The sequence below is a fragment of the Nocardia exalbida NBRC 100660 genome (assembly GCF_000308575.1).
Lineage (GTDB): Bacteria > Actinomycetota > Actinomycetes > Mycobacteriales > Mycobacteriaceae > Nocardia > Nocardia exalbida.
The window spans coordinates 1-17555 of sequence record NZ_BAFZ01000165.1 but is presented as its reverse complement, the minus strand read 5'-3'; the positions used below and the strand labels follow the sequence as shown (position 1 = coordinate 17555).

General features: G+C 69.2%; 16 protein-coding genes and 2 pseudogenes. 6 read left to right on the top strand and 12 right to left on the bottom strand.

Features of this window, described 5'->3' with window-relative positions; all coding sequences use genetic code 11:
- Positions 1-4 precede the first annotated feature (4 nt).
- The 12 genes and pseudogenes from ON29_RS32750 to ON29_RS32695 all read right to left on the bottom strand — a co-directional run bounded on the left by ON29_RS32750 (position 5) and on the right by ON29_RS32695 (position 12484).
- A complete protein-coding gene (locus ON29_RS32750) occupies positions 5-427 on the bottom strand; it encodes a hypothetical protein (RefSeq protein ID WP_040872119.1) in 423 nt (140 codons plus the stop codon).
- 100 nt (positions 428-527) lie between these two features.
- The gene (locus ON29_RS32745) at positions 528-1679 is read right to left on the bottom strand and encodes an acyl-CoA dehydrogenase family protein (RefSeq protein WP_040872117.1); all 1152 of its coding nucleotides are present in this window, start codon (positions 1677-1679) and stop codon (positions 528-530) included.
- Positions 1680-1693: 14 nt separating this feature from the next.
- Positions 1694-2839 carry a thiolase family protein gene (locus ON29_RS32740; protein ID WP_040872115.1) on the bottom strand — a complete coding sequence of 382 codons (1146 nt, stop codon included), beginning with the start codon at positions 2837-2839 and terminating at the stop codon, positions 1694-1696.
- A 1-nt stretch (position 2840) separates the two neighbouring features.
- Complete coding sequence (locus ON29_RS32735) at positions 2841-3668, bottom strand: enoyl-CoA hydratase/isomerase family protein (RefSeq protein ID WP_040872114.1); 828 nt, start codon at positions 3666-3668, stop codon at positions 2841-2843.
- Positions 3665-4904 (bottom strand): annotated as a pseudogene (locus tag ON29_RS32730) (CaiB/BaiF CoA transferase family protein). The gene ON29_RS32735 and the pseudogene ON29_RS32730 overlap by 4 nt, the downstream one beginning before the upstream one ends.
- Positions 4904-5668, bottom strand: coding sequence for an SDR family NAD(P)-dependent oxidoreductase (locus ON29_RS32725; RefSeq protein ID WP_040872113.1), 765 nt, complete (start codon positions 5666-5668; stop codon positions 4904-4906). Before ON29_RS32725 ends, ON29_RS32730 begins: the two are co-directional and overlap by 1 nt.
- Positions 5668-6834, bottom strand: a complete 1167-nt coding sequence (locus ON29_RS32720; protein WP_040872323.1) for an acyl-CoA dehydrogenase family protein — start codon at positions 6832-6834, stop codon at positions 5668-5670. The genes ON29_RS32725 and ON29_RS32720 overlap by 1 nt, the downstream gene beginning before the upstream one ends.
- Before the next feature lie 337 nt (positions 6835-7171).
- Positions 7172-7543 (bottom strand): hypothetical protein, encoded by a 372-nt coding sequence (locus tag ON29_RS32715; protein WP_040872111.1) that lies wholly within the window; start codon positions 7541-7543, stop codon positions 7172-7174.
- Positions 7540-8259: an ABC transporter ATP-binding protein gene (locus ON29_RS32710; protein ID WP_040872109.1), complete on the bottom strand. Its 720-nt coding sequence runs from the start codon at positions 8257-8259 to the stop codon at positions 7540-7542. The genes ON29_RS32715 and ON29_RS32710 overlap by 4 nt, the downstream gene beginning before the upstream one ends.
- Positions 8260-8294: 35 nt before the next feature.
- The gene (locus ON29_RS32705; protein ID WP_040872107.1) at positions 8295-9008 is read right to left on the bottom strand and encodes an ABC transporter ATP-binding protein; all 714 of its coding nucleotides are present in this window, start codon (positions 9006-9008) and stop codon (positions 8295-8297) included.
- A complete protein-coding gene (locus tag ON29_RS32700; RefSeq protein ID WP_040872106.1) occupies positions 8986-11109 on the bottom strand; it encodes a branched-chain amino acid ABC transporter permease in 2124 nt (707 codons plus the stop codon). The genes ON29_RS32705 and ON29_RS32700 overlap by 23 nt, the downstream gene beginning before the upstream one ends.
- A 16-nt stretch (positions 11110-11125) precedes the next feature.
- Positions 11126-12484 (bottom strand): ABC transporter substrate-binding protein, encoded by a 1359-nt coding sequence (locus ON29_RS32695; protein ID WP_040872321.1) that lies wholly within the window; start codon positions 12482-12484, stop codon positions 11126-11128.
- Positions 12485-12974: 490 nt separating this feature from the next.
- Between ON29_RS32695 and ON29_RS32690 the strand changes: the two genes are divergently transcribed.
- From ON29_RS32690 to ON29_RS32665, 6 genes and pseudogenes are all read left to right on the top strand, one after another.
- On the top strand, positions 12975-14243 hold the full coding sequence (locus ON29_RS32690) for an aromatic ring-hydroxylating oxygenase subunit alpha (protein ID WP_040872104.1): 1269 nt from the start codon (positions 12975-12977) through the stop codon (positions 14241-14243).
- The gene (locus ON29_RS32685) at positions 14227-14592 is read left to right on the top strand and encodes a hypothetical protein (RefSeq protein ID WP_051175871.1); all 366 of its coding nucleotides are present in this window, start codon (positions 14227-14229) and stop codon (positions 14590-14592) included. The genes ON29_RS32690 and ON29_RS32685 overlap by 17 nt, the downstream gene beginning before the upstream one ends.
- Positions 14593-14595: 3 nt before the next feature.
- Positions 14596-15813 carry a metal-dependent hydrolase family protein gene (locus ON29_RS32680; protein WP_040872102.1) on the top strand — a complete coding sequence of 406 codons (1218 nt, stop codon included), beginning with the start codon at positions 14596-14598 and terminating at the stop codon, positions 15811-15813.
- Positions 15800-16216 carry a nuclear transport factor 2 family protein gene (locus ON29_RS32675; RefSeq protein WP_040872101.1) on the top strand — a complete coding sequence of 139 codons (417 nt, stop codon included), beginning with the start codon at positions 15800-15802 and terminating at the stop codon, positions 16214-16216. The genes ON29_RS32680 and ON29_RS32675 overlap by 14 nt, the downstream gene beginning before the upstream one ends.
- Positions 16213-17304 carry an acyl-CoA dehydrogenase family protein gene (locus ON29_RS32670; protein WP_040872100.1) on the top strand — a complete coding sequence of 364 codons (1092 nt, stop codon included), beginning with the start codon at positions 16213-16215 and terminating at the stop codon, positions 17302-17304. Before ON29_RS32675 ends, ON29_RS32670 begins: the two co-directional genes overlap by 4 nt.
- Before the next feature lie 65 nt (positions 17305-17369).
- Positions 17370-17555: pseudogene (locus ON29_RS32665) on the top strand (acyl-CoA dehydrogenase family protein); the annotation flags it as partial.

Sequence of the window (17555 nt, the reverse complement as noted above, 5' to 3'; positions counted from 1 at the left end):
TGGTCTACCCCGGGATGACGTACTGCACTTGGACCGAATCGGGAGAGTGGAAGAATTCCTTGGTGGTGACGGACAATTCGATGTGGCCGGGACCTGACGGGATGGTGGCCGAGTTGTACCACGAGCCGACCAGTTTGATGGTGGTGTTGCCGCGGGCGCCGGTGTCGATGTTGTGCCAGGAGACGTAGGCGGTGGTCGCGCAGGTGCCGATGCCTTCGAAGGCGCTGGTGAGATGGAGTCCCGAGGAGGAGTCCTGATCCACGTTCCCGCGGATCGTCCCGTAGCACAAGCCCGCTTCGGTCGCCGTGGTGTAGAGGACCGGGAGATCGACGGCCGCCGCCGAGGCGGTGCCCGCGAAGACGAATGCCGGGGCGCAGGCCACTACGGCGGCTGCGGCGGTTGTGACGAACCTGGTGACCGAGCGCATGAGTTCCCCTCTGCTGTTCACTGATCGGCATGCCCAGTTGTACTGCGGCTGCACGTCTTATCCGTCGCCACACCAGAGCCGTTACGTCGCACCGCGATGTTCAGGACAAGCCCAGGTCCCGGGCCACGATCATCTTCATGACCTCGCTGGTGCCCGCGTAGATTCGCGCCACCCTCGCGTCGGTGTACAACCGGGCGATCGGATACTCCATCATGTACCCGTACCCGCCGAACAATTGCAGGCAGCGGTCCACGACGCGGGCCTGTACCTCCGTGCAGAACAGCTTGACGCGGGCGGCGTCCGCTCCGGACAAGGGGCCCTCGACCAGGTCGAGCACCGCACGGTCGGCCATCGTCTGCGCCGCTTCCACTTCCGCGGACATCGCGGCGAGTTCGAACTTCGTGTTCTGGAACGAGGCGACCGTGGTGCCGAAGGCCTTGCGCTGCTTGGTGTAGTCGACGGTCGCGGTGATCGCGGCACGCGCCTGCGCGACCGAGCCGACCGCGACGGTGAGCCGTTCCTGGGGCAGATTGTGCCCGAGATAGCCGAACGCCGCGCCCTCGGCGCCGAGCCGGTTGGCGACCGGTACCCGGACGTCGTGGAACGACAGCTCCATGGTGTCCTGCACCTTGCAGCCCATCTTCTCCAGCATGCGGCCGCGGGTGAAGCCGGGCATTCCGTCCTCCACCACCAGCAGGGTGAGCCCGGCGCGGCGGTTGTCCGGGTCGGTGGACGTGCGGGCGACCACGATCACCAGGTCCGCGAGCAGACCGCCGGTGATGAAAGTCTTGGCGCCGTTGAGCACGTAGTCGTCGCCGTCGCGCGCCGCGGTGGTTCGCATCCCCGCCAGATCCGAGCCCGTGCCCGGCTCGGTCATGGCGATCGCGGTGAGCAGCTGCCCCGACGCCAGCCCGGGAAACCATCGCCGCCGTTGCGCGGCGTCGGCGTACTCCAGGAAGTACGGCAGGATGACGTCGAGCTGGGTGCGCACGGTGCCGAGGGTGACCAGGGCCCGGGCCGCCTCTTCCTGCAGGATCACGTTGTAGCGGTAGTCGCGAATGCCCGCTCCCCCGTGTTCCTCGGGTACCGCGAAGCCGAGCAGCCCGAGTTCGCCCATCTCGGTGAAGATCTCGCGCGGCATCCTGCCGTCCTTCTCCCACGCGGAGTAGTCCGGCACGATCCGCTTCTCCACGAAATCCCGGACCAGCTGCCGGAACGCCTCGTGGTCGGCAGTGAACAGCTCTCGTCGCACGGCGGGCCTCCTGTTCAGGACATCAGTTCGACGACGGTGGCGTTGGCGGTGCCGCCGCCCTCGCACATGGTTTGCAAGCCGTAGCGAATGCCGTTGTCGCGCATGTGGTGCAGCATCCGGGTCAGCAGGACGGCGCCGGATCCGCCCAGCGGGTGCCCGAGCGCGATCGCTCCGCCCAGTGGATTCACCAGCGATTCGTCGGCGCCGGTCTCGGCCAGCCAGGCGAGCGGGACGGGCGCGAACGCCTCGTTCACCTCGAAGACGCCGATATCGGCCAGCGCGAGACCCGCTTTGCGCAACACCTTCTCCGTCGCGGGGATCGGGCCGGTGAGCATCAGCACCGGATCGGAGCCGGCTACGGCGCCCGCGCGGTAGCGGGCCAGTGGCGTCAGGCCCAGCTCGCGCGCCTTGCGCGGGGTGGTCACCAGCAGGGCGGCCGCACCGTCGGAGATCTGCGAGGCGTTGCCCGCGTGGATCACGCCGTCGTCCTGGAACGCGGGTTTGAGCCCGGCGAGCTTCGCCGCGGTGGTGCCGCGCCGGATCCCCTCGTCGGCCTCCACCACGCCCGCTTCGGTGCGCACGGGCACGATCTGGTCGGTGAAGGCGCCCGCGTCCTGGGCGGCGGCGGCACGCTCGTGCGAACGCGCGGAGTACTCGTCGAGCCGGGTGCGGCCGAATCCCCACTTCTTCGCGATCAATTCGGCCGAGATGCCCTGATTGAACGCGAAGCCGTCGTAGCGCGCCAACGCTTTCGGCCCATAGGGAGCACCGGAAGCCTTCGCCGCGTTCAGCGGCACCCGGCTCATCACTTCGACTCCTCCGGCGACCACGATGTCCTGCTGTCCGGAGAGCACGGCTTGCGCCGCGAAATCGAGCGCTTGCTGGCTGGAACCGCAGGCCCGGTTCACCGTGGTGCCCGGAACGCTTTCCGGCCAGCCCGCCGCCAGCACGGCGTAGCGGCCGATGTTGCTGGACTGGTCGCCGACCTGGGAGACGCAGCCCCAGATCACGTCGTCGATCAGCGCCGGATCGAGGGCGCAGCGCTCGGCCAGCTCGGTGAGCACCAGCGCGGACAGGTCGGCCGGGTGCACCCCGGACAGTCCTCCGTTGCGTTTGCCGACGGCGGTGCGGACCGCCCCGGCGATGACTACCTCACGCATATCATCTCCCGTTCTCGGAATTCCCGGCGGCGCGGATCGGCGGCCGCCGGACGGTCCAGTGGCCGGTGAACCGTGGTTCGCGCCGTTCGGCGAAGGCCGCGAACGCCTCCGGGGCGTCGGCGGTCGCGAAGTTCAGTCCCTGCGCCCTGGCCTCGGCCGCGAGCGCTTCCCGTAGTGTCGAGCCCGCGCCTTCGTGCAGCAGCGCCTTGGTCTGTGCCAGCGCCACCGGCGGTCCGGCCGCCAGGCGCGCGGCGAGCTCGGTGACGAACCCGTCGATCTCCTCCTGTGCCACCACCCAGGTGACCAGGCCCAGATCGCGAGCCTGTTCTGCGTCGATGGTCTCGGCCAGCAGCGCCAGCCGCTTGGCCTGTTGCAGGCCGATCAGCCGGGGCAGCAGCCAGGAGCCGCCCAGATCCAGCGACAGTCCGCGGCGGGTGAAGATCTGCGCGAACGTCGACTGCGCGGCGGCCACCACGAGATCGCAGCCGAGGGCCAGATTCCAGCCCGCGCCGACCGCGACGCCGGTGACTTTCGCGACGGTGGGCAGGGGCAGTTCGTGCAGCAGGACCGCGACATCGGTGAGGGCGCGCATCCGGTAGACCGGGTGCGCGTTGTCGGGCGTCGAGATGTCCGCACCGGAACAGAACGCGCCGCCCGCCCCGGTGAGCACCAGGGCGCGCACGGCGCGGTCGGCCGCGGCGGCGCGCAGCGCGTCGGCCAGCGCCGCCCAGAGTTCGGCGTCGATCGCGTTCTTGCGGTGCGGCCGGTTCAGCGTCAGTGTGCGCACGCCGTCGCGATCCTCCGAAAGCAGCACGGACTCGCCGGTCATCGGCGTGATCCGATCACTCCGGCGTCCCGCAGCGCTTCGATATCCGTTGCGGTGCAACCCAGTTCGGTGAGCACGGCGTCGGTGTGCGCGCCGAGGCCGGGCACCGGGCCCATCGGCGGCTCGAACCCGGCGAGGATCGCGGGCGGCAGCAGCGACGGGATCGGACCCGCGGGGGTCTCGATGCTGCGCCAGCGGTCGCGCTCGGTGAGCTGCGGATGGTCGAGCACCTCGGTGGGGCGGTGGTAGCAGGAGTTGCCGATCCCGGCGTCGTCGGCGATCTTCTGGATCCGGGCCAGGTCGTGGCGCAGGCACCACGCGGCGATCGCGTCGTCGATCTCGCCGCGGTGGCGCACCCGCCCGGGATTGGTGCGGAATCGTTCGTCCGCGGCGAGATCCGACCGCTCCAGGATGTCGGTCGCCAGCCGCCGCCACTCCCGGTCATTGGTGGTGCCCAGCACCACGGTTCGCCCGTCGGCGGTGGGATACGCGCCGTAGGGCGCCACGGCGGGTGAACTCATCCCGAGCGGCTGCTGATCGATGCCGGTGTGCCGCGCGTAGGTCAGGTGATAGCCCATCATCTCGGCCATGGTGTCGAAAAGGCTCACCGAGATGGTGTTGCCGTGGGCCGCCCCCGACCCCGCCCGCACAGTGCGGCGAGGATCGACAGCGCCGCGTACAGGCCCGTGGTGACGTCGGCGACCGGCGGGCCGGGTTTGGCCGGGGCGTCCGCGGTGCCCGTCACCGCGCAGACGCCGGATTCGGCTTGGACGAGCAGGTCGTAGGCGCGCTTGTGGGACAGCGGCCCGCCCGCGCCGAACCCGTCGATCTCCACCGCGATCAGGTCCGGATGCCGCGCGGCCAGGTCCGCGGGCGCGAGGCCGAGGCGGGCGGCGGCGCCCGGCGCGAGGTTGGACACCAGCACGTCGGCCCGGCTCAGCAAGCGGTGCAGCAGGTCCACCCCGCGGGCGATTTCAGGTCGAGGGTGACCGACTCCTTGCCGCGGTTGACCCAGACGAAGTGGGCGGCCTGCCCGAGCACCACATCGTCGTAGTACCGGGCGAAGTCGCCGCCGTCCGGGTGCTCCACCTTGATCACCCGGGCGCCGAAATCGGCCAGACTGCGGGTGCACATCGGCGCGGATACGGCCTGTTCCAAGGCGACCACCGTGACACCGGCGAGTGGTCCCGGCCCGGAGGACCCGCCATCCGGCGCGAGACGCTGCGCGGGGGCGGTCATCAGATCACCGTGCCGCCGTCCACCGGCAGCACCTGTCCGGTGATGAAGGAGGCGGCGTCGGAGGCGAGGAAGACGAACGCGCCCGCGACTTCCTCCGGTTCGGCCCAGCGGCGCAACAGGATCCGGTTGAGCATCTGCTCGGAGAACCGGTCGTCGGTACGGATGGTGTGCGTCATCGGCGTCGCCGCCAGCGGGGCGAGCGCGTTCACCAGGATGTTCTTGCGCGCCAATTCCTTCGCCAGCGATTTGGTGATGCCGATGATCGCGGCCTTGGCGGCGGAGTAGTTCACCTGGCCGAGCGTGCCGACGATGCCCGCGGCGGAGGTGACGTTGATGATCCGCCCGGTGCCGTCGGTGGGCAGGAACGGCAACGCCGCCTGCGCGCAGTTGATCGTGCCCAGCGCGTGGATGTCGAACAGCCGCCGCACCGATTCCGCGGTGGTGTCGGCGAACATCGCCGGTGCGGTGACCCCGGCGTTGTTCACGACGATGTGCAGCACGCCGTCGGCGAGTCCGGCGGCCTGCTCGGCGGCCGCAGCGGCGGAGTCCCGGTCGGAGACGTCCAGCGCCCGCCCTGCCGCGGTGCCACCGTTCGCGACGATCTTCTCCGCGACGGCGCGGGCCGCCGCGCCGTCGACGTCGGTGACCAGCACGGCCGCGCCCGCGGTGGCCAGCGCCTGCGCCACCGCGGAGCCGATCCCGCCCGCGGCGCCCGTGACCAGCGCCGAACGCCCGGTGAGATCGAACAGTGTCTGCTGCGCCATCAGTAGCTCCTCGGCAATCCCAGGGCGTGCGAACCCAGGTAGTTCAAGATCATTTCTTGGCTGACGGGGGCGATGCGCATCACGCGCGCCTCCCGGAAGTAGCGGGACACGTGGTACTCCTCGGCGTATCCCATGCCGCCGTGGGTCTGCAGCGCCCGGTCGGCGGCGGTGAATCCGGCGTCGGCGCACAGGTATTTGGCCGTGTTCGCCTCGCGCCCACAGGATTTCCCGTTGTCGTAGCGCCAGGTGGCCTTCCGCAGCATCAGCTCGGCCGCGTCCAGCCGGGCCAGCGAATCGGCCAGGGGGAACTGGATGCCCTGGTTCATGCCGATCGGCCGGTCGAAGACCACGCGTTCCTTCGCGTACCGCACCGCCCGGTCCAACGCGACCCGGCCGAGGCCGAGCGCCTCGGCGGCGATCAGCATGCGCTCGGGGTTCAATCCGTCGAGCAGATAGCGGAACCCGGCGCCCTCCTCGCCGACCCGATCCTCCACCGGCACGCGCAGGTCGTCGATGAACAGCTCGTTGGAGGTGACGGCGTTGCGGCCCATCTTGGCGATCGGCCGGATGTCGACGTGCGCGCGGTCGAGGTCGGTGAGGAACAGCGTCATGCCGTCGGTCTTCTTGGCGACCTCGTCATAGGGGGTGGTGCGGGTCAGCAACAGGATCTTCTCCGATTCCTGCGCTTTCGAGATCCACACCTTGCGCCCGTTCACCACGTAGTGGTCGCCGTCGCGGCGGGCGAACGTCGTGATGCGGGGGGTGTCCAGGCCCGCGCCGGGTTCGGTCACGCCGAAGCACACGTGCAGCTCGCCGGTCACGATGCGCGGCAGGGTCCGTCGCCTCAACTCCTCGGAACCGTGCACCACCACGGGATGCATGCCGAAGATCGACATGTGGATCGAGCTGGCGGCGTTCATCCCGCCGCCGGAGCGCGACACCTCTTCGGCGAGCAGGGTGGCCTCGGTGATGCCGAGGCCGTGGCCGCCGTACTGCTCGGGGATGGTGATGCCCAGCCAGCCGCCGCCCGCGACGGCGTCGTAGAACTCGGTGGGGAACTCGTGCGCCTGGTCCTTCGCCATCCAGTACTGGTCGTCGAACTTGCGGCACAACTCGGCCACCGATCTCCGGATCAGCTCCTGGTCTTCGGAGAGCTCGAAATTCATGCCCTCGGCGTTCGTGTCACCGGACACTTCCGCACCTCCACTTCCTCGTATCGCGGCCCTCGCGTACACGCCGGTGCGGAAGGTCGATCCAGCCCTTCCGCACCGGCGGCACCCGACGGCGACCGCTCGGTACCGCGCGTTGGCCCTCCGTCTCCCCAGTCGAGGCGGATGACGCGCGAGCCGATCCCCGTCCCCCGGCGCGGCAGTGCACCGAGGCGTTTCCCGTGCCCGGCGAGGTTTCACCGGGCACGGCGTGCACCGCCTGTCCTCGGCCCCGGTTGGAGCAGGCGTGTCCGTGATGGCCTGCGGGTGTTCGTCGGATCCCGCGGCCGGTGGCTCAGCGCGGCGCCGAGGCCACCCCGTCGTAGCGAATCTCCGCGCCGAGCACCCGATTACCGAGTTCGTCGAGGTCGTAGGACTGGCGCGCCAGCCAGAAGCGCAGGAAATTGGTCAGCGAATAGCGCAGGAACAGCGCCGAACCCACTACGCTCGCCGCCACCCCGCCCAGGGCGAGGGTGATGGCGTCGCGCTGTGCCAGTGCGTCGGTCGTGCCGTGCGACATGAAATACGCCAGCACCGCCACCAGCACCCCGGCCACCATCAGCGTGACGCCGGTGCGCAGCCACAGCCCGGAGCGGCCTGCCGCCGGATCGGGGATCTTCATTTCCTGCAGTTCGCGGACGAAACGCTCCGCGCGAGATTCGGTCATGTGGAACTTCCTAGGTAGAGGGCTGCCAATTCGTTGCGGATTCCGCTGTCGGGGTGTCCCTGCCGCACCACCCGGCCGCGCACCAGGACGGCCGCGTGATCGGCGATGTCCAGCACGGCGGCGGCGAACTGCTCGACCACCAGCACCGCGACACCTTGGCGGGCGATCTCGGCGACCTCGTCGTAGAGCCTGCCGACCACCAGCGGGGCCAGGCCCATGGACAGTTCGTCGAGCAGCAGCACGGCGGGATCGGTCGCCAGCCCACGCGCCAGCGCCAGCATCTGCTGTTCGCCGCCGGACATGGTTCCCGCGATCTGGCCGGCGCGTTTGCCGAGGATCGGGAACCGGCTGAAGGCGATCTCCTCGATCTCCTCCCTCGACCGTCCGGTGAAGGTCATCATCAGCAGGTTGTCGCGCACGGTGAGATTCGGGAACACCCCGCGGCCCTCGGGAATCAGGCAGACGCCCGCGCGGGCCAGGTCGCGCGGATCTGCTCCGGTGACGTCGCGCCCGCCGAGCATCAGCCGTCCGGAGGCGACCGGGTGGATGCCCGCGATCACCTTCAGCGCGGTGGTCTTGCCCGCGCCGTTGGGCCCGAGCAGTGCCACCACCTGCCCGGCCGCGACGTCCAGGTCCACGCCGTGCAGCACGGTGATGGCATCGTAGGCGGCGCGCACCTCGCGCAGGCCGAGGAGCTCGGCGGGGCCGGAAGACATTGTGGCCGTGGCTGGTTCGGTTGCACTCTGCACGCTCATACGTCTCCCAGATAGGCCGCGAGCACGGTTTGGTCGGCGCGGATCACCGCGGGTGGCCCGGAGGCGATCACCTTGCCGAGATCGAGCACGAACACCTCGTCGCAGACGTTCATCACCAGGCCCATGTCGTGTTCGACGAGCAGCACCGCGGTGCCGTCGTCGGCCAGCGACCGCAGCAGTTCGCCGAATCGCTCGGTCTCGGTGTGGTCCTGGCCCGCGGCAGGCTCGTCGAGCAGGATCAGGCTGGGCCGCGCCGCGATGGCCCGGCCCACTTCCACCAGGCGGCCGGTGCCGGTCGGCAGCTCGTCGGCGCAGGCGTCGGCGAGTTCGTGCAGGCCGAGCCGGTCGATGATCTCGGTGACGATCCGGGCGGCGTGCCTGCGCTGCGGGCCGAGTTCGGCGGCGACCAGCAGGTTGTCGCGCACGCTCAGCCTGCCGAACAACTCGAGCCGCTGGAAGGTGCGAGCCAGGCCGTGCCGGGCGCGGCGGGACGGGCCGAGCCGGGTGACGTCGGCGCCGTCGATCGCCACCCGTCCCCGGGTCGGTTTGCGCAGCCCGCAGATCACGTCGAACAACGTGCTCTTGCCCGCGCCGTTGGGGCCGATCAGCCCGGTCACCGCGCCGCGTTCGGCGCGCAATCCGGCGCCGTCGAGCGCGCGGTTGCCGCCGAAGACGACGGTGACATCGTCAACTTCCAGTAGCGACGGCACGGTCGAGCACCTCCTCGTCGTCGGATGTCCACGGCCGCCGCACGCCCCACCACTCCACCGGGACCTGCGCGGGGTCCGGCGCGGGCCGCGCCCGCACTCCGTGCCAGACGCGCGCCGCCACCACGGCGGCCACCACGCCGAAGGTGAATCCCCACCCGTCGACGACGTCGATCACACGCAGCCCCCACAGTCCCAGGACCAGCAGCGCGAGCAGCGGGGCGACGATCCGGTCGCGCAGCATCGGCAACCATTCGTCGCGCATCGAGGCGATCGCCCCGTCCTTCAGCACGCCGCCACCGAAGGCGATGCCGCCGAGCGCGGGCAGCACCTGCGCCAGGTTCTGCAGCCCCGGCCACAGCACGGGGATCACGTTCAGCGGGCCTGCGAAGACCGCGCCGGTGAACAGGCCCGCACCGACCGCACCGAGACCGGCGATGGTGACGATGAGGAAGATCGGCAGTCCGGCGACCAAATTGAACTGTTCGGGCGCGACGGCCTGTACCTGCATGCCGTACAGTGCGCCGCCCAGTCCGGCGATGGCCGCCGCCAGCGCGAAGACCAGCACGCGCGCCGCCAGCAGGCTGCCGCCGAGAGTCGCGTAGGCGGCCTCGCTGTCGCGCAAGGCGATCAGGCGACGCCCGAATCGGCTGCGCCGCAACAGTGCCACCGCCAGGCCCGCCACCGCCAGGCACACCGCGGCGAAGACGGTCACCTCGGCGGTGGTGTCCAGTTCCAGGCCGAACAGATCCGGCCCGACCAGCGACACCGAGCCCTGGTCGAACAGCGAGATCCGCACGCCGAGGATCTCGAAGGAGGGCAGCGTGAAGATCCAGCGGTCCAGGATGACGGCGAATGCCGCCGTCGCCAGCGCCAGGTACACCCCGGACAGCCGCAGCGCGGGCACCGCGACCACGGCCCCGACCACGCCGGCGATACCCATCGCGGCGGGCAGCGCCCACCACTGGCCCTCCGGTCCCAGATGCGCGTAGGCCACCGCGCCCACCCCGGCCAGGCTGAGCTGGCACAGCGAGATCTGGCCCGCGAAACCCAGCAGCGGCACATACGACAGCGCGACCACGCCCCAGGCGAACATCGCGCCGTAGGTGATCAGGTCGGATTCGGTGAGCATGGTCGCCAGCATCAATCCGGCCACGACCACCACCGCGGCGAACGCCAGCGAACCGTTGATCGACGGCGATGGCACCGGGCTGAGCTTGCGGTCGCGACCGCGCAACCTGCCGTGCGGGAACATCAGCAGCGCCACGAACAACAGCAGCGCGGGGGCCGCCAGCCGCAGCCCGGGCAGGTACTCGTTCTGCGGCAGGTACCCGGTGAGGTAACTCTCCAGCAGGCCGACCACCACCGCGCCCGCGAACGTCATCGGCAGATTGCGCAGCCGCCCGAAGATGGCCGCGGTGTAGGCGCTGACGATCAGCAGCGACAGCTGCGCGGCATCCAGCGCCACGGTCGGCGCGATGAGGATGCCGCCGACCGCGGCCAGCTCGATGCCCAGCATCCAGGCGATCCGGTTGGCCCGCCGGGGATCGGCGCCGGTCAGGCCCACCAGCGCGCGATCGTCCACGGTGGCCCGCATCTCCGCGCCGATCCTGGTGCGGTACAGCAGGATGCGCAGCGCGGCGGCGACCGCGACGGCGACGGCCATGGTCAGCGCCTGATGCCAGGTGATGATGACCGGGCCGAGGTCGATCGGCGGCTTGTCGGCGAAGAACCTCGTCAGCGACCGCGACTCGTTGGGGTTCCAGATCCAGCGCGCCAGCACGATGAGCCCGCTGAGCAAGGCGATCGTCATCACGAGTTTCTCGGCGTCACCGAGCCCCTGCGTCGGCGCCAGCGCCTTGCCGAACAGCAAGCCGAACAGCGGCGCGAAGACCAGCAGCACCGCGACGATCGCCATCGGCGCGGGCCAGCCCCAGCCGACGGTGAGCTGCCAGTAGACGAACGCCGAGATCATCCCCGCGGCGCCGTGCGCGAAGTTGAACACGCCGGTCGTGGTGTAGGTGAGCACCAGACCGCTGCCGATCACGGCGTAGATCGCCGCGGTGCTGAGGCCGACGATCCCGAAGGCGATGAACTGCTCCATCAGCGCGAACGCTCCGTCACTTCAAGTCGCTTCGGCTCTTGCCGACATCGGCGAGGGTCAGCGGCTTGCCGAAATCCCGGGTGTACTTGTACGGGGTGAAGCCGCAGCGGAATACGCCGGTGTTCGGCTTGAAATCCGCGGTCTTCCAGCCGTCGGGCGTGGCCTGCTGGACGTTGAAGCACCGGGTCTGCTCGGCCAGCGGGCGCGACAGATCGACCGGCGCCTGCAAGCCGCCGCCGGTCCAGGCGGTCTCCTTGCTCGCGGTGTCGTACACGCACGCGCGGGTGAGGTTGTCACCGCAGCTGGTCGCCGATTTGGCGAACAGCAACCACGACTGGAAGGCCCGCAGCACCTGGAAGGTGATCGCGCTGTTCGGCGCGTACTGCTTGAACAGGTCTTTCAGCTGCTGTACCGCGGGCACCTGCGCGGCCGCGTCCAGCGGGGCGGTCCCGCTCAGATCGGCGTAGTTGTTCTGGGTGGCCAGGGAGCTCTTCGTGACGTCGAGGAACGACTGGTTGTAGGAGTTGGCGTTGGCGTCGATCCAGTCCAGCTCGTAGTTCATGCTGGTGAGCACGTCCTGCAATTTGGCCAGGTAGCGGAACTCCCCGAAGAAGATCAGGCCCTTGACGTTGTTGGCCTTGATCGCCTGCGCGTACGGCGTCCAGTCCGACACGCCCGCGAGCGGGTAGAGGTCGTTGTAGACGATCTTCGCGCCGTTCGCGGTCAGTGATTCGGTGAGCTTCTCGCCCATGACCTTGGTGATCGGCGAGTCGCCGTTGATCATCCCGACCGCACCGGCCGAACTCGGGTAGGCCTCCTTGATCAGCCAGTCCTGGAAACCGGTGTACGGGTTGACCGCTTCGGAGGCCGAGGAGCCGCCGCCCAGTTGCAAGTCGGACCCGGTGTTCGCGGTCTGGGTCACCTGGGCGGGGAACTCCGGCAGCAGGCACGACAGCCGGTCCTTCACGCCGAGCCCGTCCAGCGCGGCGCTTCCGCCGACGAGGGCGAAGTCCTCCCGGCAGGCCTCCAGCATGCGCTGGCGCACTTCCATGAGCTTGGTGTCGCGCAGGTTGGTCACCAGCTTGCGCCCGTTGATGCCACCGGCGGCGTTGCACCAGGAGGTGAACACCTTCGCCGCGTCCACCAGGTCGGGATTCTTCGTGAAACCTATGTCGGAGAAGACTCCGACCTCGATCTCGCTCGCCGTTACGCCCTGCGCCGAAACGCTTTTCGCGTTTCCGGGCTGACAGACGCCGGTCAGGTCGCCGAAGTTGCCGGAGGCGGCCCGGCCCGGACCCTCATCGGTTCCGCGTCCACCGCCCTCGCGGCCACAGCCGGCCACCAAGAGCGCGACCGCCATCGCGGCAACGACCATTCGCTGCGGTTTCACCGTAGTTCCTCCTCCGTGGGCTGCTCGGCATCCGATCGGTCCGGGCCGTCGCCGGCATCTCGCCCCTTGCTCGTCGATGAGCAGCACGTGCCCCGGGGGCACACTCGCTGTCAGGGAAACTATCTTCTCAGATTCGGATAATCAATATCTGATCTTTGGAGAGCGAGGTCGTCACCCGTGGTGAGCGGTGTGCGCTGGAACCTGGCCGGCCCGGCTCTAGAAGAGCTGACACGATCAGCGTTGACAGTGGCGCAGCCGCGTGGAAATCTAATAGTTGATTTTGAGAATGCTATTCTCATTTCTGAGGAACGGAGGCGCATGTCATCCGGAACGGCTGACCAAAGGCCGGTGGCGACCCGTCATGCGGGCGCGCCCGGTGACAGCCGAGGAACCCCGTCGCCGCTCGGCCGGCACGGCCCACCGGGCACGGCATTCGACACCTCCGGCGCATCGCCGGACCACGAAAGGTAATCCCTTGGCACACTTCACCAAACCCGCTGCCGGGAGCTGGACGCAGAACTATCCCGAGCTGGGTACCGAGCCGGTGGACTACACCGACTCCATCGATCCCGCCTTCTACGAGGACGAGCGTCAGGCGATCTTCCGCAAGAACTGGCTCAACGTGGGCCGGATCAACCGGCTGCCCCGGATCGGCAGCTACTTCACCAAGGAACTGGCCTGCGTCGGCACCTCATTGATCATCGTCAAGGACAACGATGGCGCGGTGCGGGCGTTCCACAACATCTGCCGGCATCGCGGGAACAAGCTCGTCTGGGACGACTACCCCGGCGAGGAAACCGCGGGTACTTGCCGCCAGTTCACCTGCAAGTATCACGCGTGGCGCTACAGCCTCAAAGGCGAGCTGACCTTCGTCCAGCAGGAGAAGGAGTTCTTCGACCTGGACAAGGACAAGTTCGGTCTGAAGCCGGTGCGCTGCGAGGTGTGGGAGGGCTTCATCTTCGTCAACCTCGACGACAACGCCAAGCCGCTCACCGAATACCTGGGTCCGCTGGCCAAGGGTCTCGAGGGGTACCCGTTCGACCGGATGACCGAGGTCTTCAGCTACCGGGCCGAGATCGGCAGCAACTGGAAGCTGTTCATCGACGCGTTCGCCGAGTTCTATCACGCACCCGTGCTGCACCAGAAGCAAGCGGTCAAGGACGAGGCCGACAAGCTCTACGGCGTCGGTTACGAAGCGCTGCACTACGAGATAGCGGCTCCGCACTCGATGATCTCGTCCTGGGGCGGGATGGCCCCACCGAAGGACCCCACGATGGTCAAGCCGATCGAACGCGAATTGCGCAGCGGCCTGTTCGGCCCGTGGGACCGCCCCGACATCGAGGGCCTGGAGCCGCTGCCGCAGGGCATCAACCCGGTCAAGCATCGTGCCTGGGGCGTCGACGAATTCGAGTTCTTCCCGAATTTCTCCCTGCTGTTCTGGGCGCCGGGCTGGTACCTGACCTACCACTACTGGCCGACCGCGGTGGACCGGCACATCTTCGAGGCGAGCCTGTATTTCGTGCCCGCCACGAATGCCAGGGAGCGGCTGGCCCAGGAACTGGCCGCGGTGACCTTCAAGGAATACGCGCTGCAGGACGCGAACACCCTGGAGGCGACCCAGACCATGATCGCCACCCGTGAGGTCACCGAGTTCCCGCTCAACGACCAGGAGATCCTGCTCCGTCACCTGCACAAGACCGCTCAGAAGATCGTCGAGGAGTACCGCGATGGCCGCGCCCACTGACCAGCCGACCGACCGGGCGCACACCGCGCCGCTGCCCGCCGAGTTCGCCGACCTGGCACCGTTCTCGGACTGGATCCTGGCCACCGAGCCGGAACGCTACGCCAAACGGCTGGCATCCTCCATGGACGAGATGCAGCGGTTGTACGACACCGTCTTCCCGCGCCTGCAGCCCGCCATGGATTACATCGACAAGTACGACTGGAACGACCTGCCCGACGAGGTTCGCAACCTGTTCCACCTGTTGCAGTCGCTGGTGATGGTGTCGTTCCCGATCGAAGTGTGGAAGCAGCCGCGAGTGCCGGATTCCGGTGCCGCGTACCTGGATATCGTCCGCGAGCCGGTGGTCTGACCCGTGGCGGCGCCGACCTTGAAGGCCGCCGGTCTGCTCGACCTCGACACCGGTGCGATCGTCCGGCCCGGCATCCTGCGGATCGAGGACGACCGGATCGCCGGTGTCGGCGGCGCCGTCACGGGCGAGGTCGTCGATCTCGGTGACCTCGTCCTGCTGCCGGGTCTGATGGACATGGAGGTCAACCTCCTCATGGGCGGCCGCGGGGAGACCGGTCTGGCCTCCAGCGTCAAGGACGATCCGGCACTGCGCGTGCTGCGCGCGGTGGGCAATGCCCGCCGGACGCTGCGCGCCGGTTTCACGACCGTCCGCAATCTCGGGCTGTTCGTGAAGACCGGCGGCTACCTGCTGGACGTGGCGCTGGGCAAGGCGATCGACGCGGGCTGGATCGAAGGCCCGCGCATCGTGCCCGCCGGGCACGCGATCACGCCCACGGGGGGCCATCTCGACCCGACCATGTTCTCCGCCTTCGCTCCCGACGTACTGAAACTCACCCTCGAGGAGGGCATCGCCAACGGCGTGGACGAGGTGCGCAAGGCGGTGCGATACCAGATCAAGCACGGCGCGCAGCTGATCAAGATCTGTGTCTCCGGCGGGGTCATGTCGCTGACCGGAGCGCCGGGGGCGCAACATTATTCGGACGAGGAGCTGCGCGCGATCGTCGACGAGGCGCACCGGCGCGGTCTCAAGGTGGCCGCGCACACGCACGGCGCCGACGCGGTGAAGCACGCGGTGCACGCGGGCATCGACTGCATCGAGCACGGCTTCCTCATCGATGACGAGGCGATCGACCTGATGGTGGAACACGGCACCTGGCTGGTGCCGACCACCCGGCTGGCCGACGCCATGGACGTCTCGAAAGCCGACCCCGCGCTCCAGGCGAAGGCGGCCGAGATGTTCCCCAAGGCCCGCACCTCCGTGCTGGCCGCTTACAAGGCGGGCGTGAAGATCGCGGTGGGCACCGACGCGCCCGCGATTCCGCACGGCCGCAATGCCGACGAGCTCGTGGCGCTGGTCGAGCGCGGATTGCCGCCGCTGGACGTGCTGCGCGCCGCCACGGTGGCCTCGGCCGAGCTGGTCGGCGTGCAGGACCGCGGCCGGCTGGCGGAGGGGCTGCTGGCCGACGTGATCGGTGTTCCCGGCGACCCGGTGCGCGACATCACCGTCACCCGGGACGTGCGCTTCGTGATGAAAGGCGGAAGAATTCATGTCCAGAAGTGACGACTTGCTGGAGATCCAGCAGGTGCTGGCCCGGTACGCGGTGACCATCACCAAGGGGGACATCGAGGGCCTGCTCGCGGTGTTCACGCCGGACGGCAGCTACAGCGCCTTCGGCGACACCTACACCCTGGACCTGTTCCCGGAACTGGTCGCCGCCGCGCCGAAGGGCCTGTTCCTCACCGGCATACCGGCTCTCGACATCGACGGCGACACCGCCACCGGCACCCAGCCGCTGTGCTTCGTCGAGCACAGCACGCACGACATGCGCATCGGGTACTACACCGACACCCTCGTGCGCACCACGGACGGATGGCGGCTGCGGACGCGCGCGATGACGTTCATCCGCCGCAACGGCGAGCACGACTCGGGGATCCCGCACGCCTTCGAGCGTTCCAAAGCATGAGAGATGTCGCCACGTTCCGGTCGGACCTGCGCGCCTGGCTGGATGACAACGACCTCACCCCCGGCAACGACCACTCGCTCGACGGCCAGGTCGAACAGCTGCTGCGGGTGCGACGCGCCTTGTACGACGCGGAGTGGATGCGCTACGGCTGGCCCGCCGCGGTGCACGGGCTCGGGGGGCCCGCCGCGCTGCGCGCGGTGCTCGGTGAGGAAGTCGCCTCGCGCGACCTGGCCGAACCCGGTATCTATTCGATGATCGAAGTGCTCGCGCCGACGGTGATCTCCTACGCGCGAGCCGAACTGGCCGCCGCGATGGTGCCGCTGCTGCTGTCCGGCCGCGAGCAGTGGTGCCAGGGATTCTCCGAGCCCGGATCGGGCAGCGACCTGGCCTCGCTGGCCACCAAGGCGACGCCGCGGGGTGCGGACTGGGTCGTCAGCGGCCAGAAGGTGTGGACCAGTCTGGCCCAGTACGCCGCTCGCTGCGTACTGCTCACCCGCACCGGGCCCGGCCACGACGGCATCACCGCCTTCTTCGTGGACATGGACTCCCCCGGCATCACCGTCCGCCCATTGCGCACCATGCACGGCGTGGACGAGTTCGCCGAGGTCTTCTTCGACGACGTGACGGTGCCGGGCGACCGGATGCTGGGCAAGCCCGGCGACGGCTGGCGCTTGGCGATGGATCTGCTGCCCTACGAACGCTCGACCTGTTTCTGGCACCGGATCGCCTATCTGTTCACCCGGCTGGACCGGGTGCTCGAACAGTCGACGATCGCCGACGACGCCGAACTCGGCGCCGCGTACCTGGCGCTGCACACGGTGCGATGCCGCTCCCACGCGACGCAGCGGCGCCTGGCGGGCGGCGCCCGGCTGGGTGCGGAGACGTCGGTCGACAAGGTGCTGCTGGCCACCGCCGAGCAGCGGCTGTTCGACACCGCGCGCGATCTGCTGCCCGGTGCGGTGGAACTCACCGACTCGCCGTGGCGCACCGAGTTCCTCTACTCCCGTGCGGCGACGATCTACGGCGGCACCGCCGAGATCCAGCGCAACATCATCGCCCGCCGCCTGCTGGACCTGGGAAAGGAGTGACGGTGGCCGAATCCGGCTTCGACCGGGCCGAACTCGCCCTGCTCACCGACACGCTGCGCAAGACCATGGCGGCCGCCACCGGGCCGGAACTCGACGCGGCGCTGGTCGCACTGGGCTGGCCCGACCTGCTCGCCGAGTGGCCCGAACTCGCTGTCCCCCTGGTCTTTCGGCTGCTCGGCGAGACCGGCGCGTACGCCGCGGTCCTCGACGACGTCGTCCGGCACGCCGCCGGACACGCGGATACCGGTCCG

Excerpts from the sequence above, each read along its gene's own strand:
- ON29_RS32700 (WP_040872106.1), bottom strand. The coding sequence starts at position 11,109 with ATGGAGCAGTTCATCGCCTTCGGGATCGTCGGCCTCAGCACCGCGGCG.
- ON29_RS32720 (WP_040872323.1), bottom strand. The coding sequence starts at position 6,834 with ATGAATTTCGAGCTCTCCGAAGACCAGGAGCTGATCCGGAGATCGGTG.
- ON29_RS32750 (WP_040872119.1), bottom strand. The coding sequence starts at position 427 with ATGCGCTCGGTCACCAGGTTCGTCACAACCGCCGCAGCCGCCGTAGTG.
- ON29_RS32715 (WP_040872111.1), bottom strand. The coding sequence starts at position 7,543 with ATGACCGAATCTCGCGCGGAGCGTTTCGTCCGCGAACTGCAGGAAATG.
- ON29_RS32695 (WP_040872321.1), bottom strand. The coding sequence starts at position 12,484 with ATGGTCGTTGCCGCGATGGCGGTCGCGCTCTTGGTGGCCGGCTGTGGC.
- ON29_RS32675 (WP_040872101.1), top strand. The coding sequence starts at position 15,800 with ATGTCCAGAAGTGACGACTTGCTGGAGATCCAGCAGGTGCTGGCCCGG.
- ON29_RS32725 (WP_040872113.1), bottom strand. The coding sequence starts at position 5,668 with ATGGCGCAGCAGACACTGTTCGATCTCACCGGGCGTTCGGCGCTGGTC.
- ON29_RS32710 (WP_040872109.1), bottom strand. The coding sequence starts at position 8,259 with ATGTCTTCCGGCCCCGCCGAGCTCCTCGGCCTGCGCGAGGTGCGCGCC.
- ON29_RS32735 (WP_040872114.1), bottom strand. The coding sequence starts at position 3,668 with ATGACCGGCGAGTCCGTGCTGCTTTCGGAGGATCGCGACGGCGTGCGC.
- ON29_RS32685 (WP_051175871.1), top strand. The coding sequence starts at position 14,227 with ATGGCCGCGCCCACTGACCAGCCGACCGACCGGGCGCACACCGCGCCG.
- ON29_RS32670 (WP_040872100.1), top strand. The coding sequence starts at position 16,213 with ATGAGAGATGTCGCCACGTTCCGGTCGGACCTGCGCGCCTGGCTGGAT.
- ON29_RS32740 (WP_040872115.1), bottom strand. The coding sequence starts at position 2,839 with ATGCGTGAGGTAGTCATCGCCGGGGCGGTCCGCACCGCCGTCGGCAAA.